At 68.6% G+C, this 22,330-nt stretch carries 23 protein-coding genes; 12 read left to right on the top strand and 11 right to left on the bottom strand.

Annotated features, from left to right (window positions below; translation table 11 throughout):
- Window positions 1–46 precede the first annotated feature (46 nt).
- The 4 genes from AC1DJH_RS19970 to AC1DJH_RS19955 form a co-directional block, all read right to left on the bottom strand.
- Window positions 47–691: a histidine phosphatase family protein gene (locus tag AC1DJH_RS19970; protein WP_435441300.1), complete on the bottom strand. Its 645-nt coding sequence runs from the start codon at window positions 689–691 to the stop codon at window positions 47–49.
- A gap of 19 nt (window positions 692–710) precedes the next feature.
- Window positions 711–1,328, bottom strand: a complete 618-nt coding sequence (locus tag AC1DJH_RS19965) for a DUF4136 domain-containing protein (protein WP_478186890.1) — start codon at window positions 1,326–1,328, stop codon at window positions 711–713.
- A gap of 46 nt (window positions 1,329–1,374) precedes the next feature.
- Window positions 1,375–2,304 carry a tRNA 2-thiocytidine(32) synthetase TtcA gene (gene ttcA, locus AC1DJH_RS19960; protein WP_435441302.1) on the bottom strand — a complete coding sequence of 310 codons (930 nt, stop codon included), beginning with the start codon at window positions 2,302–2,304 and terminating at the stop codon, window positions 1,375–1,377.
- A gap of 84 nt (window positions 2,305–2,388) precedes the next feature.
- Window positions 2,389–3,321 (bottom strand): LysR family transcriptional regulator, encoded by a 933-nt coding sequence (locus AC1DJH_RS19955; protein WP_435482601.1) that lies wholly within the window; start codon window positions 3,319–3,321, stop codon window positions 2,389–2,391.
- A gap of 99 nt (window positions 3,322–3,420) precedes the next feature.
- Between AC1DJH_RS19955 and AC1DJH_RS19950 the strand changes: the two genes are divergently transcribed.
- Window positions 3,421–4,644 (top strand): MFS transporter, encoded by a 1,224-nt coding sequence (locus tag AC1DJH_RS19950; RefSeq protein WP_478186889.1) that lies wholly within the window; start codon window positions 3,421–3,423, stop codon window positions 4,642–4,644.
- 8 nt (window positions 4,645–4,652) lie between these two features.
- Here the strand turns inward: AC1DJH_RS19950 and AC1DJH_RS19945 are convergent, their stop codons facing one another.
- Together AC1DJH_RS19945 and AC1DJH_RS19940 are read right to left on the bottom strand one after the other, a co-directional pair.
- Window positions 4,653–5,042 carry a dihydroneopterin aldolase gene (locus AC1DJH_RS19945; protein WP_435441305.1) on the bottom strand — a complete coding sequence of 130 codons (390 nt, stop codon included), beginning with the start codon at window positions 5,040–5,042 and terminating at the stop codon, window positions 4,653–4,655.
- 8 nt (window positions 5,043–5,050) lie between these two features.
- Window positions 5,051–5,827: an SDR family oxidoreductase gene (locus tag AC1DJH_RS19940; protein WP_478186888.1), complete on the bottom strand. Its 777-nt coding sequence runs from the start codon at window positions 5,825–5,827 to the stop codon at window positions 5,051–5,053.
- A 77-nt stretch (window positions 5,828–5,904) separates the two neighbouring features.
- Here AC1DJH_RS19940 and AC1DJH_RS19935 point away from each other — a divergent pair, with 77 nt between their 5' ends.
- From AC1DJH_RS19935 to AC1DJH_RS19915, 5 genes are all read left to right on the top strand, one after another.
- Window positions 5,905–7,020: a class I SAM-dependent methyltransferase gene (locus AC1DJH_RS19935; RefSeq protein WP_478186887.1), complete on the top strand. Its 1,116-nt coding sequence runs from the start codon at window positions 5,905–5,907 to the stop codon at window positions 7,018–7,020.
- Window positions 7,021–7,739: 719 nt separating this feature from the next.
- On the top strand, window positions 7,740–8,636 hold the full coding sequence (locus tag AC1DJH_RS19930) for a TauD/TfdA dioxygenase family protein (protein WP_435482605.1): 897 nt from the start codon (window positions 7,740–7,742) through the stop codon (window positions 8,634–8,636).
- 26 nt (window positions 8,637–8,662) lie between these two features.
- The gene (locus AC1DJH_RS19925; protein ID WP_435482606.1) at window positions 8,663–9,685 is read left to right on the top strand and encodes an ABC transporter substrate-binding protein; all 1,023 of its coding nucleotides are present in this window, start codon (window positions 8,663–8,665) and stop codon (window positions 9,683–9,685) included.
- Window positions 9,686–9,744: 59 nt separating this feature from the next.
- Entirely contained in the window at window positions 9,745–10,617 is an 873-nt protein-coding gene (locus tag AC1DJH_RS19920; protein WP_478186886.1) for an ABC transporter ATP-binding protein, read from the top strand.
- A 132-nt stretch (window positions 10,618–10,749) separates the two neighbouring features.
- Window positions 10,750–11,619 (top strand): ABC transporter permease, encoded by an 870-nt coding sequence (locus AC1DJH_RS19915; protein ID WP_478186885.1) that lies wholly within the window; start codon window positions 10,750–10,752, stop codon window positions 11,617–11,619.
- A 24-nt stretch (window positions 11,620–11,643) separates the two neighbouring features.
- On the opposite strand, the gene AC1DJH_RS19910 is transcribed toward AC1DJH_RS19915, so the two are convergent.
- Window positions 11,644–12,039 carry a DUF5329 family protein gene (locus AC1DJH_RS19910; RefSeq protein ID WP_478186884.1) on the bottom strand — a complete coding sequence of 132 codons (396 nt, stop codon included), beginning with the start codon at window positions 12,037–12,039 and terminating at the stop codon, window positions 11,644–11,646.
- 133 nt (window positions 12,040–12,172) lie between these two features.
- On the opposite strand from AC1DJH_RS19910, the gene hisN reads away from it, so the two are divergent.
- Genes hisN through AC1DJH_RS19885 form a run of 5 tightly spaced genes read left to right on the top strand, consistent with a single transcriptional unit; the run spans window position 12,173 to window position 16,089 of the window.
- The gene (gene hisN / locus AC1DJH_RS19905) at window positions 12,173–12,967 is read left to right on the top strand and encodes a histidinol-phosphatase (protein ID WP_478186883.1); all 795 of its coding nucleotides are present in this window, start codon (window positions 12,173–12,175) and stop codon (window positions 12,965–12,967) included.
- Window positions 12,968–12,977: 10 nt separating this feature from the next.
- Entirely contained in the window at window positions 12,978–13,172 is a 195-nt protein-coding gene (locus tag AC1DJH_RS19900) for a DUF2905 domain-containing protein (RefSeq protein WP_435441313.1), read from the top strand.
- 17 nt (window positions 13,173–13,189) lie between these two features.
- Window positions 13,190–14,116: an ROK family protein gene (locus tag AC1DJH_RS19895; protein WP_478186882.1), complete on the top strand. Its 927-nt coding sequence runs from the start codon at window positions 13,190–13,192 to the stop codon at window positions 14,114–14,116.
- Window positions 14,117–14,155: 39 nt separating this feature from the next.
- Entirely contained in the window at window positions 14,156–15,646 is a 1,491-nt protein-coding gene (locus AC1DJH_RS19890; RefSeq protein ID WP_478186881.1) for a tetratricopeptide repeat protein, read from the top strand.
- Window positions 15,643–16,089, top strand: coding sequence for a DUF1877 family protein (locus AC1DJH_RS19885; RefSeq protein ID WP_478186880.1), 447 nt, complete (start codon window positions 15,643–15,645; stop codon window positions 16,087–16,089). The genes AC1DJH_RS19890 and AC1DJH_RS19885 overlap by 4 nt, the downstream gene beginning before the upstream one ends.
- Window positions 16,090–16,092: 3 nt before the next feature.
- Here the strand turns inward: AC1DJH_RS19885 and AC1DJH_RS19880 are convergent, their stop codons facing one another.
- Window positions 16,093–17,538, bottom strand: coding sequence for an aminotransferase-like domain-containing protein (locus tag AC1DJH_RS19880; protein ID WP_478186879.1), 1,446 nt, complete (start codon window positions 17,536–17,538; stop codon window positions 16,093–16,095).
- A gap of 171 nt (window positions 17,539–17,709) precedes the next feature.
- Between AC1DJH_RS19880 and AC1DJH_RS19875 the strand changes: the two genes are divergently transcribed.
- The gene (locus AC1DJH_RS19875; RefSeq protein WP_478186878.1) at window positions 17,710–18,048 is read left to right on the top strand and encodes a hypothetical protein; all 339 of its coding nucleotides are present in this window, start codon (window positions 17,710–17,712) and stop codon (window positions 18,046–18,048) included.
- A 40-nt stretch (window positions 18,049–18,088) separates the two neighbouring features.
- Here AC1DJH_RS19875 and otsA read toward each other — a convergent pair whose 3' ends face one another.
- Genes otsA through otsB form a run of 3 tightly spaced genes read right to left on the bottom strand, consistent with a single transcriptional unit; the run spans window position 18,089 to window position 22,184 of the window.
- A complete protein-coding gene (otsA, locus tag AC1DJH_RS19870) occupies window positions 18,089–19,474 on the bottom strand; it encodes an alpha,alpha-trehalose-phosphate synthase (UDP-forming) (protein ID WP_472126383.1) in 1,386 nt (461 codons plus the stop codon).
- Window positions 19,471–21,360 carry a glycoside hydrolase family 15 protein gene (locus AC1DJH_RS19865; RefSeq protein ID WP_478186877.1) on the bottom strand — a complete coding sequence of 630 codons (1,890 nt, stop codon included), beginning with the start codon at window positions 21,358–21,360 and terminating at the stop codon, window positions 19,471–19,473. The genes otsA and AC1DJH_RS19865 overlap by 4 nt, the downstream gene beginning before the upstream one ends.
- On the bottom strand, window positions 21,357–22,184 hold the full coding sequence (gene otsB / locus AC1DJH_RS19860; protein WP_478186876.1) for a trehalose-phosphatase: 828 nt from the start codon (window positions 22,182–22,184) through the stop codon (window positions 21,357–21,359). Before otsB ends, AC1DJH_RS19865 begins: the two co-directional genes overlap by 4 nt.
- Window positions 22,185–22,330 lie beyond the last annotated feature (146 nt).

Below are 22,330 nucleotides of genomic sequence, written 5' to 3'. Positions count from 1 at the left end.
CGCGTGCCCTGAACAGCGGCGTGTATACGCAACCCGCGAGAAAAACTCAGCTCGTGATCTCGTCGAGCGCGTCGCCCGCCGTCAGGTGAGCGGTATCGCTCCACCCCACGAGGCTGAACCCGCCGGAGGTCCACAGCATGCGGTTGATGGCCGCATTGCCCAGTTGCCAGGTGCGCGGCGCCTGCAGCGCCTGCCGGGTGGCGGCGCGGTAGAGCACGTCCATCACCCCGCCGTGCGCGACCAGCACCACCAGCTCGCCAGGATGGCGCGCCGCCAGTTCGGCCGCCACGCCCGTCACGCGGTCGCGAAACACCAGCAGGCTTTCGCCGCCCTCGGGTTCGAACTCCGGGTCGCGCTCGCGCCAGCGCCTGGCCTGCTCGGGCAGCGTGGCCTCGATTTCGGCAAAGCTCATGCCCTCGAAGGTGCCGAAGGCCCGCTCGCGCAGGCGCGGCTCGGGCTGCACGGCCAAGCCGTGGGGCCTGGCGATTTCCTCGGCGGTCTGCCAGGCACGCGACAGGTCGCTGGCATAGACGACGCCGATGGGCTCGTCCGCCAGCGCCCCGCCGGCGCGCCGCGCTTGCCAGACGCCGGTGGCGTTGAGCCCGATGTCGAGCTGGCCCTGGATGCGGGTGTCGACGTTCCAGGCGGTTTCGCCGTGGCGAACGGCGATCAGGCGGGTGGGTTCTTCCATCCGCGGGATTCTAGAAGCGCTACTTTCCGGCCGCCGGCAGCTCGATGTTCACCCGGCGCTCGCCCTGCGGCGGATTGGGAAAGCCCTGCAGGGCGGCCTCGAACATCACCGGCAGGATCGCCGCGCTGACGTTGTACGGCCCGTCGTTGCGTGCGCGGGTCTCGTAGACCACGCGGTTGGAGCCCGCCTCGCGCAGCACGATGCTCACCTCGCGCTCGTACCAGGGATTGGCCGGCGGCGCGAACCCCGGGCCGCCGTACCAGCCGCCGCCATACCAGCGCCGGCCGTAGTAGCCGTAGCCGCCATACCCGCCACCCCACGGGCCGCTGTAGAGCCACGGATCGGCCCACGGCGACAGCCCTGCCGAGACGCGCGCGCCGATCTGCGCGGTGTACTGGGGCTTGGCGTCGTCGCGGCGCAGGCCGGCCTTGTCGAGTGCCGCGCCGGCCATGGCTTCGAGCGATGCCTGCCGGGCGCCGTCGGCCTGCTGCGAAGGCAGGCGATCGAAGCGGTAGGTGGCACCGGGCGCCACGGTGCCGGGCGAGGCAAAGCTCTTCACGTCGCTGTCGACCACCCAGGAGGTGGCGCAGCCGGTCAGGCTTGCTATCAGAAAGAGAGCGGATAACGCACGTTTCATGAGGGTCTCCGGGCTGAAAAGCCCCAAATTCCCCTGGGTTGCCCGGTCAGCCCTGGACGATGCGCAGGGCCGAGGGTGCCTGGGAGAGCAGATCGAAGGAGGGCGTGTCGAAGGCGGTGTCGCCGTTCTCGTCCGCCACGCCCGTCGCCTTGAGACCCTTGAAGTCGTGCAGCGTTCCGTCGAGCAGGTGGGACGGCACCACGTTCTGCAGCGACGTGAACATGTTCTCCACACGCCCGGGGTACTTCTTGTCCCATTCGCGCAGCATTTCGCCGACCTGCTTGCGCTGCAGGTTCTCCTGGCTGCCGCACAGCGTGCACGGAATGATCGGGAACTCGCGGTGCTGCGCCCAGCGCACGGTGTCTTTTTCGGCCACGTAGGCCAGCGGGCGGATCACGATGTGCTTGCCGTCGTCGCTCACCAGCTTGGGCGGCATGCTCTTCAACTTGCCGGCGAAGAACATGTTGAGGAAGAAGGTCTGCAGCATGTCGTCGCGGTGGTGGCCCAGCGCAACCTTGGTGGCGCCCAGCTCGTCGGCCACGCGGTACAGGATGCCGCGGCGCAGCCGGCTGCAAAGTCCGCAGGTGGTCTTGCCCTCGGGAATCACGCGCTTGACGATGCTGTAGGTGTCCTGGTTCTCGATGTGGAAGTCCACGCCCAGGTCGCTCAGGTACTTCGGCAGCACGTCTTCGGGAAAGCCGGGCTGCTTCTGGTCGAGGTTGACCGCCACGATGTCGAAGTGAATGGGCGCGCGCGCCTTCATCTTGAGCAGGATGTCGAGCAGCGCGTAGCTGTCCTTGCCGCCCGAGACGCACACCATGACCTTGTCGCCCTCCTCGATCATGTTGTAGTCGACGATGGCCTGCCCGACCTGGCGGCACAGGCGCTTTTCGAGCTTGTGCGTTTCGCGTTCGATCTTCAGGGAGTGGGTGGCGTCCGCGGCGGCGGGCGCCTCGTCGATCCAGACGGCGTTCATGGGCAGGCTACTTCGGGGAGTCGGGGGAGGGTGCGATTGTCCCCGATCATCCTTTCACCTGCCATCGTGGCGTTTTTATGCGGTTCACTGCACCGGAAACGCCGTGCGCATCGCATCGACGAAGCGGCGCAGCTTGGCCGGGTAGAAGCGCGCGTACGGGTACACGACGTACACGGGCGCATGGGCTGCCTGCCACTGCGGCGCCAGGTGCACCAGCTGCCCGGCCTCCAGCGCCTCGGCCAGCATCCAGGTCGACAGCACCCCCACGCCCACCCCCAGCACGGCCGCGCTGCGCAGCGCGTTCAGGCTGTCGGTGATCATGCGCGGGCGGATCTGCACCCTGTGCACCTCGCCACTGGTCTCATGCGTCAGCACGACCTCGGTGCGGTAGAAGTTCTTCGCCGCCAGCCAGGGGAGCGCCTCCAGGTCGCGGGCGTGCACGGGCGGCGCCACGTCCTTGAACAACGAGGGCGCGCCCACCGCGATGCGCGGCACCTCGGACAGCCGGATGGCCACCACCGACGGGTCGGTCACTTCGCCCACGCGAATCGCGCAGTCCACGCCCTCGGCGATGAAGTCGGGCGTGCGGTCCTGCGGGCCGTCGTGCAGCAGCCATTCGACCGTCATCTGCGGGTAGCTGTGCAGGTAGGCGGCCAGCGGCCCGACCAGCAGCTGCTGGCCGAACACGTGCGGCGCCACCACGCGCAGCCGCCCTTCGGGCTGGTCGACGGCGCCGCGCACCTCGGCCTCGAAGGCGTTCCAGCTCAGGATCAGTTCCCGGGCGCGCTCGAAGCAGCGCTCGCCGTCCTCGGTGAGCTTCATCGCATGGGTGGAGCGCTGCAGCAGGCGCACGCCCAGCGAACGCTCCAGCGCCTGCAGGCGGCGGCTCACGGTGGGCTGGGTGGTGCCCATCTGCGCGGCCGCGGCCGACAGGCTGCCGGCCTCGACGATGCGCACGAAGGTCTGCATCAACTCGATGCGGTCGGCGGAAGCGGTGGGTGGGAGCGGAGCGGCCATACGTGCAGCGTATATCAATTGTTCAAAGCAAGGGGCTACCTTCAAGGGGCTACGGCGAGCACACTCCAGCCCTTGTTTTCGAATCCTAGGGTTAACACCATGTCTTCCATTCAATCAACGTATGAGAGGCTGCCGAGCTCGCTGATCCTGCTGCTGGCCGCCAGCGCAGGTTTCGGCGTGGCGGCGCTCTACTACAGCCAGCCGATGCTGGGCGTGCTGGGCCCGGACATCGGCGCCTCCGCCCGCTCGGTGGGCTTCGTGCCCACGCTCACGCAGCTGGGCTACGCGCTGGGCATCCTGCTGCTGGCGCCACTGGGCGACCGCTTCGACCGGCGCCGCATCATCCTGGCCAAGGCCACCGTGCTGGTGCTGGCGCTGCTCGGCGCGGCGTTCTCGCCTTCGGTCGGCCCGCTGCTCGTGGCCAGCCTCGTCATCGGCCTGGCCGCCACCCTGGCGCAGGACGTGGTGCCGGCCGCCGCCGCGCTGGCGCCCGAGGCGCACCGCGGCAAGATCGTCGGCACGGTCATGACGGGGCTGCTGCTGGGCATTTTGCTGTCGCGCGTGCTGAGCGGCTTCGTGGCCGAGCACTTCGGCTGGCGCGCGATGTTCGTGGTGGCGGCGGCCAGCATCGCGTTCATCGGTGTGGCCGCGGCGCGCGGCCTGCCGCACCTGCGCCCGACCACGCAGCTGGGCTACGGCGCCTTGCTGGGCTCGCTCGGCAAGCTGTGGCGGCGCCACGGCGCGCTGCGCCGCGCCACGATCGCGCAGGCCTTGCTGTCGGTCGGTTTCAGCGCTTTCTGGTCGACGCTGGCCGTGATGCTGCACGGCGCGCCGTTCCACCTGGGCAGCGCGGCAGCAGGAGCCTTCGGCCTGGCCGGAGCGGCCGGTGCGCTGGCCGCGCCCATCGCCGGCCGGCTGGCCGACCGGCGGGGGCCCGAGCTGGTGATCCGCATGGGTGCGGCGTTGGTGGTGGTGTCGTTCGCCGCGATGCTGTTCGCGCCGCTGATGGCGCCCGCCGCGCGGCTGGGGCTCATCGTGGCCAGTGCCATCGGCTTCGACTTCGGCCTGCAGGCCGCGCTGATCGCACACCAGACGGTGGTCTACGGCATCGACCCCGGTGCGCGCAGCCGGCTCAACGCGGTGTTCTTCACGGGCGTGTTCGTCGGCATGGCGACGGGCTCGGCGCTCGGTGCGCTGGTGCTGGCGCAGTGGGGTTGGCCGGGCGTGGCGCTGATGGCCGCGGTGTCGGCACTGGGTGCGCTCGGCGTGCGGATGTGGCCGGCGGGCGCCGGGCCCGCCGTGGCCTGCGGTTCAGCCGCCTGAAAAGGCGGTTACCACTCGCCGGCTTCCATGCGGATCGCCACCTCGCAATCGTCGAAGATTTCGAGCTTGGCGATCTTCACGCGCACGCCCACCACGCCGGGCAGTTGCAGCAGGCGCTGCACCAGCTTGCCGATGAGGCTTTCGAGCAGGTTGACGTGCTCGGCGGTGCACTCCTCGATGATGATGCGGCGCACCTTGCGGTAGTCGAGCACGTGGAAGATGTCGTCGTCCTGCGGCAGCAGCGGCTGCGGGCCGAGGCTGAGTTCGGCGTCCACCAGGATGGGTTGCGGCGCCGTCTTCTCGTGGTCGAGGATGCCCAGGTTGGCATCGAAGCGCAGGCCCTGCAGGGTGAGGGTCTGGCGGCCCTGGGTGGGCGAGGGCGTGGAGGGGGTAGACATGGTGCTGCTCACATGAGCGAGAAATCGCGCTCGAATTTCATCAGGTGCTGGCCGCCGTCCACCAGCAGCGTGGTGCCGGTGATCGAGCTGTTTTCCAGCGCGAACTTCACCGTGGCGACCACGTCGGTCGGGGTGGAGGAGCGGCCCAGCGGCGACAGCTTGTGCAACTGCGCGAAGGTGTCGTCGTCCAGCATGTGGCTGGCCAGCGTGAGGCCGGGCGCCACGCCCACCACGCGCACGCGCGGGGCCAGCGCCAGCGCCAGCATCGGCGTGGCGGCTTCGAGCGCGGCCTTCGACAGCGTGTAGCTCAAGAAGTCGGGGTTCGGGTTCCACAGCTTCTGGTCGAGCAGGTGGACCACCGCACCGTGCGCGTCGCGCGCCGCCAGGTGCTCGTGCAGCGCCTGCGCCAGCAGGATGGCCGCGCCGGTGTTGCTGCGCGCGTGGCGTTCCATGAGCGCGTAGCTGAAGGTGGCGGCCTCGTCGTGCTCGAACAGGGCTGCGCTGTGCACCACCGCGTCGATGCCGCGAAAGCGCGCGACCACGCGGGGCAGCAGCGCGCGCGTGGCGGCCTCGTCTTCCAGGTCGGCGGCGAAGAGCGCCGAATCGCCCGAGAGCGCGGCGCAGTCGGCCACCGTCTGCTCGGCCTCGGCGCGCGAGTTGCGGTAGTGCACCGCCACCTGCCAGCCGCCCGCGGCGAGCCCCAGCGCGATCTCGCGGCCCAGCCGGCGACCCGCGCCCGTGACGAGAACGGTGCGGGGGGCCGGGGAGGGGGATGCGGTGCTCATGCGAAGAGAGGAGAGAAGAGAGGGCGGGAAGACGGCAACGGGGGCAAGGAAAATGCGAGGAGAGAGACAATTGCGTGGTGACGACCAAGACCACCCCCAGCAGTTTACCCACCGCCCTCGACCATCTCATCGCGCGTTCCGTCGAACGCGCGGGCGGCTGGATCGGGTTCGACCGCTTCATGGCGCTCGCGCTGTATGCGCCCGGCCTGGGCTATTACGCCAACACGTCGGCCAAGTTCGGGCACATGCCTTCGTCAGGCAGCGATTTCGTCACCGCGCCTGAGTTGACGCCGATGTTCGGCAAGACGCTGGCCGCGCAGGTGGCGCAGGCGCTGGAGAAGACCGGCACCGACACGGTCTGGGAATTCGGCGCGGGCTCGGGTGCGTTGGCGGTCCAGTTGCTGCATGCGCTCGACGAGATGGGCCGCACCGACGTGCGCTACCGCATCGTCGACCTGTCGGGCACGTTGCGCGAGCGGCAGCAGCAGGCGCTGGTGCGCTATGCGGACCGTGTCGAGTGGCTCAACGAACTGCCCGAATCGATGGAGGGCGTGGTGGTCGGCAACGAGGTGCTCGATGCGATGCCGGTGCAACTGCTGGCACGCGTGGGCGGGCAATGGTTCGAGCGCGGCGTGGTGCGCAATGCGCACGACGACGGCTGGACCTGGGCCGACCGCGCGACCGAGCTGCGTCCGCCGGTCGACGTGCCGGGCGCGCATGACTACCTCACCGAGATTCATCCGCAGGCGCGGGCTTTCATGGCCACCCTGGCGGACCGGCTGAAGAAGGGCGCGATCTTTCTCGTCGACTACGGGTTTCCTGAAGGCGAGTACTACCACCCGCAGCGGCACATGGGGACCGTGATGTGCCATCGGGCGCACCAGGCAGACGGCGATCCGCTGTCGGACGTGGGCTACAAGGACATCACCGCGCATGTGGACTTCACCGGCATCGCGCTGGCGGGGCAGGACGCGGGGCTTGTCGTGCTGGGCTATGCGAGCCAGGCGCGGTTTCTGCTGAACTGCGGGCTGCTGGCTCTGATGGAAGCGGGGACCGTGACTGAACGTGCCATGGCGGCGCGGCTCATTCATGAGCATGAGATGGGGGAGCTGTTCAAGGTTGTGGGGTTTGCTGTGGGCGAGGGGTGGGATGCGATGGGGTTTGTTGAAGGGGATCGCAGTCATACGCTTTGAGTGACTGGGGGTTGTTGTTTTCCGGGGCCGGGACTCGCCCCGGCGGGCGACTTACTTTCTTTTGCTTCGCCAAAAGAAAGTAAGCAAAGAAAAGGCGACCCCACTGTCTGCGACCCTTCGCTTCGCTGCGGGCAACCTGCGGTGCTCGCGTTTCGCGGGGTCTCGCAGAACTCGCTTCGCTCAAACAGCTGCGAGCCCTTGTCCGCGAAACGCTGCGCTCCTCGGCGCAGCCAGAGGGGTGGGAGCCACCCGGGCCATTGCTTCGCTCGGCCACCAAGCCGCCACAGGCGCTGCGCGCCTGCGGCGGTTGGTATCGGGTCTTCGGTCTTGGCTGCTGGCTGCTGGCTGCTGGCTGTTCGGAGCCGAGCGCAGCGAAGGCGTTTCGGTATCCCCACCCCTTCTGGATGCGCCGAGGAGCGCAGCGTTTCGCGGATCAGGGCTCGCCCTTGTCTGAGCGAAGCGAGTTTGGGCGAGACCCCGCGAAACGTGAGCACCGCAGGTTGCCCGTAGCGAAGCGAAGGGACGCAGCCAGCAGGGGTCGCCTTTCTTTGCTTACTTTCTTTGGCGAAGCAAAGAAAGTAAGTCGCCCGCCGGGGCGAGACCCGGCCCCGGAACCCAATAGGAACCCAACAGAACCCCAACAAAGCCAAAGAACAAAGTCATAAGCTACCAACAAAGAGTTCGTTGGCTATCCCCCCACCGACCCCTACATTCCCGGCATGACAGCCGTTCTTTCCCAAGCGCCAGAGGCCAAGGCCCCAACGCAGCACTTCGAAGTGCGCCCCTTCGCCGCCCCCGTAGGCGCCGAAATCATCGGCCTCGACATCGCCAGCCCGATCAACGCCGAAGACTTCCAGCGCATCCACAAGGCGCACCTCGACCACCACGTGCTGGTGTTCCGCGACCAGCAGGTCACCCCGCAAGCCCACATCGATTTCAGCCGCCGCTTCGGCCCGCTCGAAATCCACGTCCTGCACCAGTTCCAGCTGAAGAACCATCCCGAGATCCTCATCGTCTCCAACATCAAGGAGAACGGCGAGCCCATCGGCCTGGGCGACGCGGGCGTCTACTGGCACTCCGACATCTCGTACAAGCCCAAGCCCAGCCTCGGCTCGCTGCTGCATGCGCAGGAGCTGCCCAGCGAAGGCGGTGACACGCTGTTCGCCGACCAGCACCTCGCATGGGAAGCGCTGAGCCCCGAGTTGCAGCAGCGCGTGCTGCCGCTGAAGGCCGAGCACAGCTACCTGGCCAAGTACGAGGAGCTGCGTTCGAAGAACCCCTGGCGCCCCAAGCTGTCGCAGGCGCAGATCGACCAGGTCGCGCCCGCCGTGCAGCCCGTGGTGCGCACGCACCCCGAAACAGGCCGCAAGGCGCTGTTTGTCAGCGAGCATTTCACGACGCGCATCGTCGGCCTGCCGCAGGACGAAAGCGATGCGCTGCTGGCCGAGCTGTTCGCCCACAGCGTCAAGCCCGAATTCGTGTACCGCCACACCTGGGCGCCGCACGACCTGGTGTTCTGGGACAACCGCTCGCTGATGCACCTGGCGGCGGGCACTCCCGACCACCTGCGCCGCCGCCTCAACCGCACCACCATCGTCGGCGACACGCCTTTCTGATTCCTGATTCCAACGGACCTATTTCAATGAACCGCTTCACCCGCAAAGCCGCCGCCCTGGTCACCGGCCTCGGCCTTCTGGCCGGCAGCCTTTCCTTTTCGGCTTCTGCGCACGCCGAAGGCCAGATCCGCATCGCCGAGCAGTTCGGCATCGTCTACCTGCTGCTCAACGTGGCGCAGGAGCAGAAGCTCATCGAGAAGCACGCCAAGGCCGCGGGCGTCGACGCCAAGGTCGAGTGGGTCAAGCTCTCGGGCGGCTCGGCGGTGAACGATGCGCTGCTGTCCGGCAACATCGAGATCGCGGGCGCCGGCGTGGGCCCGCTGCTCACGCTGTGGGACCGCACCAAGGGCAAGCAGAACGTGAAGGGCGTGGCCTCGCTGGGCAACTTTCCGTACTACCTGGTGAGCAACAACCCGAACGTGAAGACCATTGCCGACTTCACCGAGAAGGACCGCATCGCGCTGCCCGCCGTGGGTGTGTCGGTGCAGTCGCGCGTGCTGCAGTTCGCCTCGGCCAAGCTGTGGGGCGACAAGGAATTCAACCGCCTCGACAAGATCAGCGTGGCGCTGCCGCACCCCGACGCGGCCGCGGCCATCATCAAGGGCGGCACCGAGATCACGGGGCACTTCGGCAACCCGCCGTTCCAGGAGCAGGAGCTCGCGGGCAATCCGAACGCGCACATCGTGCTCAATTCGTACCAGGTGCTCGGCGGGCCGTCGTCTGCCACGGTGCTCTACGCCACCGAGAAATTCCGCAACGAGAACCCCAAGACCTACAAGGCCTTCGTCGATGCGCTCGACGAAGCGGCCAAGTTCGTCACGGCCAACCCCGAGAAGGCGGCCGACATCTACCTGAAGGTGAGCAACGCCAAGCTCGACCGCGAGCTGCTGCTGAAGATCATCAAGAACCCCGAGGTGCAGTTCAAGACCACGCCGCAGAACACTTACCCGCTGGCGGAGTTCATGCACCGCGTGGGCGCGATCAAGAACAAGCCGGCTTCGGTGAAGGATTACTTCTTCGACGATGCGCAGAACACGTCGGGGAACTGATGGGCACGGCGAAGGTGCGGTCCGGGTTTGACTCCTTCCCCCTCTGGGGGAAGGTTGGGATGGGGGCGGGCAGAGCGGTGACGAAGCAAGCGCCGTCTGCCCCCACCCCTGCCCTCCCCCAGGAGGGGAGGGAGCAAGACCAGGGGCAAGACTCCGCGCCGCTGCTGCAAGTCGACGCCGTCAGCCTCGAATACCGCACCCCCGAGCGCGTCGTGCGCGCCACGCACCGCGTGAGCTTCGACGTGCACGCCGCCGACCGCTTCGTGCTGCTGGGCCCCTCGGGTTGCGGCAAGTCCACGCTGCTGAAGGCCGTGGCGGGCTTCATCCCGCCGGTCGAAGGCGAGATCCGCCTCGACGGCCGGCGCGTCACGCAGCCCGGCCCCGACCGCATCGTGGTGTTCCAGGAGTTCGACCAGTTGCCGCCTTGGAAAACGGTCAAGCAGAACGTCATGTTCCCGTTGCTGGCGTCGCGCACGCTGGGCAAGAAGGAAGCAGCCGAGCGCGCGCTGCACTACCTCGACAAGGTCGGCCTTTCAAAATTCGCCGACGTGCATCCGCACCAGCTCTCGGGCGGCATGAAGCAGCGCGTGGCGATTGCGCGCGCGCTCGCGATGCAGCCGCGCGTGCTGCTGATGGACGAGCCCTTCGCCGCGCTCGACGCGCTCACGCGCCGCAAGATGCAGCAGGAGCTGCTCGAGCTGTGGGACGAGGTGCGCTTCACGCTGCTGTTCGTCACCCACTCGATCGAAGAGGCGCTGGTGGTGGGCAACCGCATCGCGCTGCTGTCGCCGCACCCGGGGCGCATGCGCGCGGAAATCAACAGCCACGGCTTCTCGCTGGCGAGCCTGGGCGGCGCCGAGTTCCAGGGCACGGCGCAGCGCATCCACGACATGTTGTTCGAGGAAGAACACGAGGCGGTGGCCGCGCCATGAACGTTTCTTTCTCCCTCCCCTTCCGGGGGAGGGCCGGGGTGGGGGCACGCGGCGCATCCATTGCCGTCGGCCCATTCACCGCCGCTTGCCCCCATCCCAACCTTCCCCCAGAGGGGGAAGGAGCCAAAACCGATGAGCACTCTGACGCCTCCCATCCGCCCTGAATACGAGTTGACGCTCGAGCCCTTCACCGAAGTCCCGCTCGAACGCACGCTGCCGTTGCCCGCCCGCATCTGGGCGCTGGCCGGCGTGCGCAAGGGCCTGATCCTCGTCGTCATCGCCGTGCTGTGGGAACTGGCGGCGCGCTGGCAGGACAACGACCTGCTGCTGCCGACCTTCACCGCCACGGCTCGCGCGCTGTTCGAAGGGCTGGCCAGCGGCGAGCTGATCGAGAAGGTGCGCATCTCGCTGGCCGTGCTGCTGCAGGGCTACATCGCCGGCGTGCTGCTGGCCTTTGCGCTCACCACGCTGGCGGTGTCCACGCAGATCGGGCGCGACCTGCTGGACACGCTCACCTCCATGTTCAACCCGCTGCCGGCCATCGCGCTGCTGCCGCTGGCCCTGCTGTGGTTCGGGCTGGGCCGGGGCAGCCTGGTGTTCGTGCTGATCCATTCGGTGCTGTGGCCGCTGGCGCTCAACACCTATGCGGGCTTCCAGGGCGTGCCGGAGACGCTGCGCATGGCGGGGCGCAACTACGGGCTCAAGGGCCTGCGCTACGTGCTGCAGATCCTGGTGCCGGCTGCGCTGCCGTCGATTCTTTCGGGGCTGAAGATCGGCTGGGCCTTCGCGTGGCGCACGCTGATCGCGGCCGAGCTGGTGTTCGGGGCGTCCTCGGGCAAGGGCGGGCTGGGCTGGTACATCTTCCAGAACCGCAACGAGCTCTACACCGACCGCGTGTTCGCGGGCCTGGCGATGGTGGTGCTGATCGGCCTGCTGGTCGAGAGCCTGGGCTTCAAGACGCTGGAGCGGCTCACGGTGCGGCGCTGGGGCCAGCAGCGCTAACAGCGACAACCGGGCGAGGAGGCCTCAGCCGTTCGACGGCTTCTGCGCGCCCTGGCGCAGCGCGCGCAACTCGGCGTTGAGGAACTCGTTGGCGTCGCGCACGGCGCCGTCGTTCAGCTTCACCTTGTAGGCCTGTCCCGTCATCTCCGAGCGCGAAGCGCAACGTGTGATGAAGTCCTCGGCCGTGACCAGTTCCTTTTTGAAGTAGTCGTACTTCGCCTGCATGTGCTTGGCGGCGTCGGCGGCCTTGTATTCGCTGCCGTTGCGCAGGAAGACCATCGACGACATCTTCGCCACGCGCTGGATCAGCGTGTCGATCAGCCGGTCCTCGGTGGCCGAAGGGGTGGCGTGGGCCAGCAGGGCCGATGCGCCGAGCACGACGGTCAGCAGCGCGGCGCGCAAGGGTTTGAAGTGAGCCATGGTTCGTGTTTGCTGGCAATTTCCGGGCCATGCTAGGCCCCCGGGCCTGGCCCTGTCAAACCCGGCCCGTTCGTGTCGAAACCGGCCCGGCTCGGGTCTAATCGCAGGTTTTGGCACGCGTTCTCCTCTCTCCATGAGCTCTTCCACTCTCGCCACTCCCTCGATCTCCGACCTTTCCTCGATCGCCCAGGCCCTGGCCGATGCCGCCGCCGCGCAGTCGATGCGCCATTTCCGAACGCCGCTGGACATCATCACCAAGGCCGACGAAAGCCCCGTCACGCTGGCCGACCGCGCCGCCGAGACGGCCATGCGCGAGATCCTGGGCGCCCGGGTGCCGGCCGACGGCATCTACGGCGAAGAGCACGGCCCCGAGCGGCTCGAGGCCGAACGCGTCTGGGTGCTCGACCCGATCGACGGCACGCGCAGCTTCATCACCGGCTCGCCGCTGTGGGGCACGCTCATCGGCGTGCTGCAGGGCGGTCGGGTGGTGCTGGGCATGGTCGACATGCCGGTGCTCAAGGAGCGCTGGATCGGCCAGGCGGGGCAGGGCGCCACGCGCGACGGCCAGCCCGTTCGCGTGAGCACTTGCACCGAAGTGGCCAAGGCGCGCATCGTCACCACCTCGCCCGACATCTTCGCGCCCGCCGACTGGCAGGCCTTCGACCGGCTGAGCCGCCAGTGCGCCATGCGCCGCTTCGGCGGCGACTGCTACGGCTATGCCCAGCTGGCGGGCGGCACCATCGACCTGGTGGTCGAGACCGGCCTGCAACCCTACGACTACCTCGGCCCGGCCGGGCTGATCGAGGCGGCCGGCGGCGTCATCACCGACTGGCAGGGCCAGCCGCTGGGCCTGAAGTCCGACGGGCGGGTCATTGCGGCCGCAACGCACGAACTTCACCGACAAGCGATGGCGGTGCTCTCGGCCTAGACTGTTGCTCATGTTCCGCTGGCTGATCGTCGTTGTCCTTGCCCTGGTGCTCATGAGCGGCCTGACCGCCTGGCTGCGCCGCTTCGGCTTCGGGCGGCTGCCCGGCGATTTCGAGTTCCGCGCCTTCGGCCGCGAATGGCAGCTGCCGATCGCCAGCACGGTGTTGCTGAGCATGATCGCGGCGCTGGTCGCGCGCCTTTTGTAGAAAAGAAAAAACCCGCAATGAGAGCCTGCGTAGACATCGGTGGCACCAAGGTGGCCGTCAGCCTTTCCGCTTCCAGCGACACGCCGCTCGTCGGCCGGCGCAGCGAGCCCACGGCCAAGACCGGCGACAACGACGCCGTGGCGGTGCAGATCCTGCGGATGATCGACGAGGTCTGTGCCGAGCAGGGCGTCGACGCGGCCACCATCGACCGCGTGGGCGTGTCGTCCGCCGGTCCCTTCGAGTTGCGCGACGGCAAGGTCGAGCTGGCCACGCCCAACATCTGCGGCGGCATCGCCGGCCCGGCGCGGGGCCTGCCCAACACTTGGATGACGGCGCAGGTCGAGGCGCCCCTTGCGAAGCGTTTCGCCCGCGTGCGGGTCGAGAACGACGCGGTGGCCGCCCTGGAGGCCGAGCGCCACTGGGGCGCGCTCCAAGGCATCGACGACTGCGCCTACGTCACCTGGAGCACCGGCGTGGGTGTCGGCCTGTGCGTGGGGGGGCGGGCCTTGCGCGGCAAGAACGGCAACGCGGGGCATGCGGGTCACAGCTTCGTGGTGGACGACGACAGCGGTGCGCTGTGCGGCTGCGGCAACGTCGGCGACGTCGAAGGCCTGGTTGCCGGCAACTCGATCGCGCGGCGCTTCGGCCAACCTCCGGCCGAACTCTTCACCGCGGCAGCGGCCGGCGAGCAGAAGGCGCTGGAAACCGTCGATGCTCTGTGCCGCGTGATGGGCCGCATGCTCTACAACTTGGTCGCCACGCTCGACCTGCAGCGCATCAGCCTGGGAGGCAGCGTGTTCTGGCACCACCGCGACTTTCTGCTGCCCAGGCTGCAATCGCACATCGACGGCAAGCTGCCGCCGCTCACGCGTGGCGTGCAACTGGTGCCCGCCGGCCTGGGCGACAAGGTCGGCGACTACGCCGCACTGGCGCTGCTCGACTGAGCGGGCCGGCCACTCCACGAAGCAAAGATACGGCGCACCATGAACGCGTCGCCCCGCCGCCCCGGTTTCGCCTACCTGCTGCTGGTCGCGGGCGGCTGGCTCGGCGCGCACCGCTTCTACCTCGGCAGCCATGCGGGCGGCGCGGCGCAACTGGCGCTGCTGCTGTTCGGGCTCAGCGGCTACCCGGGGGCCAGGCTTGGCCTGGCGGTGCTGCTGGCGTGGCTGCTGTTCGACATCTACTGGGTGCACCGTCGCACCCGCCGGGTTCGCCCCCCGAGCGCGCCACGCGCCAGCGGCGCCGACGCCCCGAAGTACGACCCCGCGGGCCTGGCCGAGGCCAACAGGCTGCAGGCGCAATTCTTCGCGGCCGCCGAGGCGCATGACTGGGCCGCTGCCGTGAGCATCGGCGAGCAGATCGTCGCCACCGCGCGCCGTGTCTTCAAGGGGCCGCACCCCAACCTGGCGATGTCGTTGTGCATGCTCGGCCAGGCCTGCTACCAGCTCAAGGCGCTCGACAAGGCCAGGCCCGCGCTCGAGGAAAGCCTGGCCATCGGCCTGAAGATCGGCATGCCGGCGGAAGACATGGACATCACCCGCAAGGCGCTGTCCCTCACGCTGGCCGGCATCGGCGAGCGCAACGCACGCGGCGCCGCGTCCGACCGGGACGCCGCGCTGCTGAACCTGCTCGAGGACCGCGAAATGCGCTGCCACGCCGCGCTGGCCCAGGGCGACATGCCGCGCGCCGAGCGCTTCGGCGCCGAGGCCGTGGCCGCCGCCCGCGACCTGTGCGGCGGTCCGGGCAAGGCCGTGGTGCGCCAGCTCGCCGGGTATGCGGAGGTGTGCCGCCGGCTGCAGTGGAACGACAAGGCCGAGGCCTCGGCCCACGAGGCCCTGGCCATGGCCGGGCAGCTCGGACTGGACGACGGCTGGCAGCGCGGCCCGACCAACACGCTGGCGCTGCTGCATGCAGCGGCCGGCCGGGCCGACGAGGCGGAGGCGCTCTACAAGAAGACCATTGCCATGGCCGTCGCCGAAGCCAGGGGCGGCTCCAGCGACAGCGTGCTGCGCGCCTTCAACAACCTGGCGTTCCTGTACGCGGAGTCAGGCCAGAACGAGAAGGCCGAACTCTGCTATGGCCGCGCGCTGGTGCACCTGGACAAGCTGGACCAGGGGGAGGGCGACGCCGAACTGCACTCGCACATGCTGAACAACTTCGGCGGACTGCTGATGGCGCGCCGCGACTTCGACCGTGCGCGGCCGCTGTACGAGCGCTCGCTGGCCATCCAGCAACGCAGTTGCCGCGGCATTTCGACCGCCGCGGCCAACGCCCACAACGACCTGGGCCTGATCGCGCAGGACGAGGGCGACCTGCGCCAGGCGCTGGCGCACTTCAAGCGCACGCTGCTGCTCAACCAGATCTGCGCGCCCGATCACTTCAAGAACATCGACAGCGCGCAGCGCAGCATCGACAGCGTGAGCATGGTGCTGGCCACCGTCGCGCGTGCCGCGCGCATGGAGCCCAGCACATGAGCATCGGCGCGGCCTTCTACGCGCTGGACCGCTACCGCCTGCGCGCGCTGGTGATCGATCCGTCGACGGTGTCGGGCTTCGTGAATTCACCGGTCGCGCAAGGCGGCCCGCACCAGAGCCAGACGGTCGAGCAGGCCTGGGACGTGGTGCGCACGCTGCTGCCCGAGGCGGTGGACGGCGAGACGCTGGACGGCACCGAGGGCCTGGGCTGTATCTACCTCACGGCGGCGCACGTCGAGCGCGCGGCGGCACGGCTCGCACCGTGCGACGTGCAGGCGCTGGTGGGCCGCTTCACCGCTGAGCCGGCGAAATTCGCCGAGCTGTACCGGGCCAGGGTGTGGCAAGACGGTGCGAAGGAACTCGCGGGGTTGCTGGAAGGCGTGAAGCGCTTCTTTGCGGGCGCGGCCGAGCGGCGCGATGCCGTCGTCTTCTACATCGCCTAGGGGCTAGGCCGTTGGCCGCACGGCCGCCACGATCTCGCCCAGCCGCTGCAAGCCCGCATCGACGGCCTTCGAGTAGGGCCAGCCGCAGTTCAGGCGCAGGTAGTTGTCGAAGCGCCCCGAGTTGGAAAACTGCGCGCCTGGCGCCACCAGCATGTGCTCGCGCAGCGCGGCCTCGAACACCTTCACCGACGAGCGCTGCCCGGGCAGTTCCACCCACAGCTGCAGCCCGCCCCGGGGCAGGTTCAGCCGCGTGCCCGGCGGAAAGTACCTGGCGATGGCGTCGGCGGTCTGGTCGCGCTGCACGTGCAGCCGCTCGCGCAGCCGGCGCAGGTGGCGGTCGTAGCCGCCGCTGGCGATGAACTCGCCCGCGGCAATCTGCGCCAGCGCCTCGTTGTTGCGCGTTTGCGCGTACTTGAGCATTTCCACCTGCGCATGCCAGCGTCCGGCCGTGATCCAGCCCAGCCGCAGCCCGGGCGCCAGCACCTTGTGCAGCGAGGCGCAATAGATCACGTTGCCCGTGCGGTCCCACGACTTCAGGGCGCGCAGCGGCGTGTCGGCTTCCACCAGGTCGCTGTAGGTGTCGTCCTCGACCAGCGCGATGCCGTGGCTTTCGCACAGGTGCACCAGGCGCTGCTTGTGGGCGTCGGGCATCACGCTGCCGATGGGGTTCTGCAGGTGCGGCACCACCACCACGGCCTTGATGTCGTCGTAGGTGTGGATGGCCAGGTCGAGCGCTTCGAGCGACATGCCGGTCTGCGGGCTGGTCGGGATTTCCAGCGCGCGCAAGCCCAGGCTTTCGAGCACCTGCAGCAGCCCGTAGAAGGTGGGTGACTCCACGGCCACGGTGTCGCCGGGCTTGGCGACGGCGCGCAGCGCGAGGTTCAGCGCCTCGATGCAGCCGTTGGTGACCAGCACCTCGTCGGGCGCCACCGTCATGCCGATGCGCAGGTTGCGTTGCGCCAGGGCTTCGCGGAATTGCTCGTGGCCGCGTTGCGACGAGGAGGTGGTCAGCAGTTCGGGCCGCTGGCGCAGCGCGCGGGTCATCGAGTTGCGCAGCGCCTCGGCGGGGTAGAGCTCGGGGGCGGCGCGGGCAATGGCGAAGTTGAGCTTCACGCCCGCGTGGCGCCCGCGCGCCATGAAGTTGGCCATGCGCGTGCGCATGCTGACGAGCTGCGCCGGGTCGGGCGGAACGTCGGCCAGCGGTTCTTCCATGGGCGCGATGTTCATGCGCTGCGGCCGGCGCACGAAGTAGCCCGAGCGGTCCCGCGCCTCGACCCAGCCGTCGCTTTCCATGGCGCGGCAGACCTGCAGCGCGGTCGACAGGCTGATGTCGTGCAGCCGCATCAGGGTGCGCAGGGAGGGCAGCTTGTCGCCCTGCTTGAGCGAGCCGGTGTGGATCGCGTCCACGTAGTGCGCGGAGAGCTGGCGGTAGAGCGGTAGCGAGTCCATGGGTCGATGTTCCCCGCATCGGGCATCCGAAAACAGATGCAGTTGGTCGGGAAAAAGACCATAACAGATGCCTTTGCAGGCCGGCTGTTCCGGTCGCAATAGCCATGGTGTGTGCCTGTTTTTCAGGCGACAGGATTCCTACGATGAAGCCTCATTCATCCGAGGTTCGCCATGATCACCACCCTCTCCCAAGCGCCCGATTCCATCGTTCTCGAGCCCGGCCAGTCCCTGCGCACCTCGGTCGAGGCCGGCGCCTGGCTCCAGCTGGCGGAGGGTCGTGCCCGCGTGGTGTCGCCGCCGGGCTGGCTCGGCGAGACGGTGTTCATGACCGAAACACTGCTGGCCGAAGGCGATGTGCATCGGCTGCCGCACGGCGGCTGGATCGAAGTGTGCGCGCTGACACCGGTGCATTTGCGGTTGCATGCGCCGGTGGCCGCGCCTTCGAGGGCCGTAGCGACCAGCGAGGCGCGGCCGGTGATGCGTTTCGTGCGCCTGCTCACCGGGTGGTGAGCGCGCCCCGGACGACAGCGCGCGCTCGGCCGGAAGAAACTCAGCGCTCGCTGGCCGCCTCCCGCAACGCATCCAGGAAGCTGCGCCGCCACCAATGGATGTCCTGTTCGCGAATGCGCGACAGCAGCTTCTGGTGCCGCTCGCGCCGTTCTTCCAGCGGCATGTGCAGCGCCTGCTGCACCGTCTCGGCCGTGCCGTGCGTGTCGTACGGGTTCACGAGCAGCGCTTCTTTCAGCTGCTCCGCCGCACCGGCAAAGCGTGACAGCACCAGCACGCCCGGGTCCGCCGGGTCTTGCGCCGCGATGTATTCCTTGGCCACCAGGTTCATGCCGTCGCGCAGCGGCGTCACCAGCCCCACGGCCGCCGCGCGGCACAGCCCCGGCACCCGCTTGCGAGCGACCATGCGGTGGATGTAGCGCACCGGCATCCAGTCGAGCTCGCCGTAGTCGCCGTTGATGGCGCCGCACAGCGACTCCAGCTCGCGCCGGATGTCGCCGTACGCATCGACCGTCTCGCGCGTGGGCGAGGCAATCTGGATCAGCGTGGCGCTGCGCCGGTTCTCGGGGTAGTTCGCAAGCAGCTCGCGGAACGCGCGCACGCGCTGCGGGATGCCCTTGGAGTAGTCGAGCCGGTCGATGCCCAGCAGGAGGCGCCGGCTCGAATACTCGCGCTTCATGGTCTCGTACATGTCGCGCGCTTCCTTGGCATGGGTGAGCGCCGAGAACTCGTCCACGTCGATGCCGATCGGGAAGGCGCTGCAGCGCACCGTCTGCCCGTACGCGCGGTACATGTCGTTGCCCAGGTACTCGCCGTGCGCCTCGTTGCGCACGTAGTGCTCGAAGTGCTGCACGTCCTGCTGGGCCTGGAAGCCGATCAGGTCGTAGGCGAACAGCGAGCGCATCAGCCACTCGTGCTGCGGAATGGCCGCGATGATGATCTGCGGCGGCAGCGGAATGTGCAGGAAGAAGCCGATGCGCTGCTTGCAGCCCATGGCACGCAGCTCGGCCGCCAGCGGCATCAGGTGGTAGTCGTGGATCCAGATGATGTCGTCGTCCTTCAGCATCGGCATCAGCTTGCGCGCGAACAGCTGGTTCACGCGCCGGTAGCCGCCGATGAAGCCGGCCTCGAAATGCGCCAGGTCCAGGCGGTTGTGGAACACCGGCCACAGCACGTCGTTGCTGTAGCCCAGGTAGTAGCTGTCGTGGTCCTCGCGGCTCAGGTCGATGGTGGCCAGGGTGACCTTGCCGGCCTGGTGCTTGTGCAGCTCGCCTTCGCCGGTCGGGCCACCCTCGACGATCTGGCCGCTCCAGCCGAACCACAGTCCGCCGCTTTGCTGCAGGCTTTCACCCAGCGCCACGGCCAGGCCGCCGGCCGCGGGCTTGCGTGGGTCGGCCACGCGGTTGGAAATGACGACGAGGCGGCTCATATGCACGAATCCCAGGGAGCGGACAGGCGCACGGCCGCGTTGATGATGCCGACCATCGAATAGGTCTGCGGAAAGTTGCCCCACATCTCGCCCGTGACCGGGTGCGTGTCTTCCGACAGCAGCCCCAGCGGGTTGCGCGCCGCGAGCATGGTCTCGAAGATCTGCCGCGCCTCGGCCTTGCGGCCGATCTTGGCGAGCGCGTCGATGCGCCAGAAGGTGCAGATGTTGAAGGCGGTCTCGGGCTTGCCGAAATCGTCGGCGGCCTCGTAGCGGCGCATGTAGGGGCCGTCGCACAGCGACTTTTCCATCGCGTCGACGGTGGAGATGAACCGCGGGTCGCGCGCGTCGATCAGGCCCACCTCGACCATCAGCAGGATGCTCGCGTCCAGCTCGTGCCCGCCGAAGCTCTCTGCAAAGGCCTGGCGCTCCTCGCACCACGACTTCTCGAGAATTTCTTCCTTCATGCGCGCTGCGTGGCCGCTCCAGTAGGCAGCGCGATCGGGCAGCGCCAGCGCATGCGCGATCTTGGCGAGCCGGTCGCAGGCGGCCCAGCTCATCAGCGCCGAGCTGGTGTGCACGCGGGCGCGCGTGCGCAGCTCCCACATGCCGGCGTCGGGCGTGCCGTACACGCGCACCGCCTGCTCGCCCACCGCTTCCAGGTGCGGAAACTCCGCCACGCCCGCGCGGCTGAGCAGCCGGTGGTCGTGGAAGGCCTGCGCCGCGCCGAGCACGATGTTGCCGTACACGTCGTGCTGGAAGTGTTCCTGCGCCTGGTTGCCCACGCGCACCGGGCCCATGCCGCGGTAGCCCGGCAGCCCTTCGACGAAGGACTCGGGCAGCTCGCGCTCCAGGCCAATGCCGTACAGCGGCTGGATGTGCTCGCCATGCGAGCCGATCACCACGTTGCCCAGCCAGCGCAGGTAGTCTTCCATGGTGCCCACTTCGCTCAGCGAATTGAGCGCGCGCACCACGAAGAATGCGTCGCGCAGCCAGCAGTAGCGGTAGTCCCAATTGCGCTGGCTGCCCGGCGCCTCCGGAATGCTGGTGGTCATGGCCGCGACGATGGCGCCGGTGTCCTCGTACAGCGAGAGCTTCAGCGTGATGGCCGCGCGGATCACCGCTTCCTGGTACTCGAAGGGAATCGCCAGGCGCTTGGTCCAGGTGCGCCAGTAGGCGATGGTCTCCTGCTCGAACTTGCGCGCCGTGTCGGCGATGCCGTCGCTCAGCGTCTCGTCCACGCCGAACATGAAGTTGTACTCGCGCGAGATCACGAAGGGCTGGCGCGAGAGGATGTGCGAAATGGATGCGTCGGTGTTCAGCCGCAGCGTGACGTCGGGCCCGACGTAGCGGATGTGGTTGCTGCCGCGCGTCACCTCCACCGGCGCCGTGGCGCCCCACTGGAAGCGCGGGTCCAGCGACACGCGGATGCGCGGCGCGCCGGCAATGGGGCGCACGCGGCGCACCATCATCAGCGGGCGGAAGTAGCGCGAGCGGCTGTAGAAGCGCGGCGCGAAGTCGGTGATCTCGATGCCCTGGCCCGCGCTGTCGAACAGCTGCGTGCGCAGCACGGCGGTGTTCGGCTCGTACCACTGCTTCGCTTCTGCGAAGTCCTCGATCTCGATGGCCCAGGCGCCGGCTTCTTCACCGGGGTGCAGCAGGGCGTTGAAGATCGGGTCGCCGTCGAAGCGGGGCAGGCAGCACCACACGGCGCGCCCGCGCCCGTCGATGAGCGCGCTGTAGGCGCAGTTGCCGATCACGCCGACATTGAGCGAGGGCTCGGCAGGCGGCGCGAAGCCGCGCGTGCGGGCGGCGGCGGCTTCGTCGTGGAGCAGTGCGTCGACCGTTGCGTGCTCCGGCGCGGCCGTCGCCAGTTGTTCTTCGCTCATTCGGGGCTCCTCGGTGATTCTGTGGGCGCTGTGGGCGGTACTGGCGCTGCTTCCGCTGCCTTGGGTGTCTTCGGCCCTGCCAGCTGGTCGCGCGCCTGCACCAGCCATTCGTACACGGCGCGCGGCGACTCGAGGCGGTGCAGCGCCAGGCTCGGCCCGGAACCCACCTTCACGGCGATGCCGCCGCGTGGCTGCACCACGGCAAAGCCGCTTTCGTCGGTGGTGTCGTCGCCCAGGAAGACCGGCGTGCGGCCGGCGAACGGCGCCTCGGTCATGAAGGCGTCGATGGCGATGCCCTTGTTGATGCCCGCGGGCTTGATCTCGAACACGAACTTGCCGTGCATCAGTTCGAACTGCGGGTCGTGGGCGATGGCGCGCGACATCGCGTCGCGGCACACCGCCTCCAGCTGCGGCGCGAGCCGGTAGTGCAGCGCGATGGCGGCGTGCTTGCGCTCCACAAGCAGGCCTTCGTGCACCCGCGCGAGCTCGTTGGCCACTTCGAGGATGGGCACGAGGTCGGGCGCGCGCTGTTCCTGCGTGTGGCCCTTGGCATCGCGGCGCTGCACGCCGTGCTCGCCGGCGGCGGGCAGGCGCAGCGGCGCAAGGAAGCGGTCGATGGAATCGATCTGGCGGCCCGACACCACGGCGAGCGCGCCGCCGAGCTGGTCGCTCAGGTCACTGAGAAGGGAGACGAGGGCAGGGGGAATCTCGATGGCTTCGGGCGTGGGCGCAAGCCCGACGAGCGTTCCGTCGAAGTCGAGAAAGAGGGCTGCATCACGGCCCAACGGAGGAGGCAACTGCAAGTTGCTGGAGGACTTTGGCATTGGGGAAAAACCATAACACGCGTCGTCAGCGGCGCATGTCGGTCAAAACCGGAAGCTGCGCTTGGGCGGGTATTGCATTTGCTCCGCCCCCTCCCGGGAGAAGGTAGGGTTGGAGAGCACGGCGGCGCTGGCATGAACGCGGCGCC

Source organism: Variovorax sp. 10N412 (assembly GCF_056394985.1).
The sequence above is the reverse complement of the archived record's forward strand: the minus strand, read 5'-3'. Positions and strand labels throughout refer to the sequence as shown.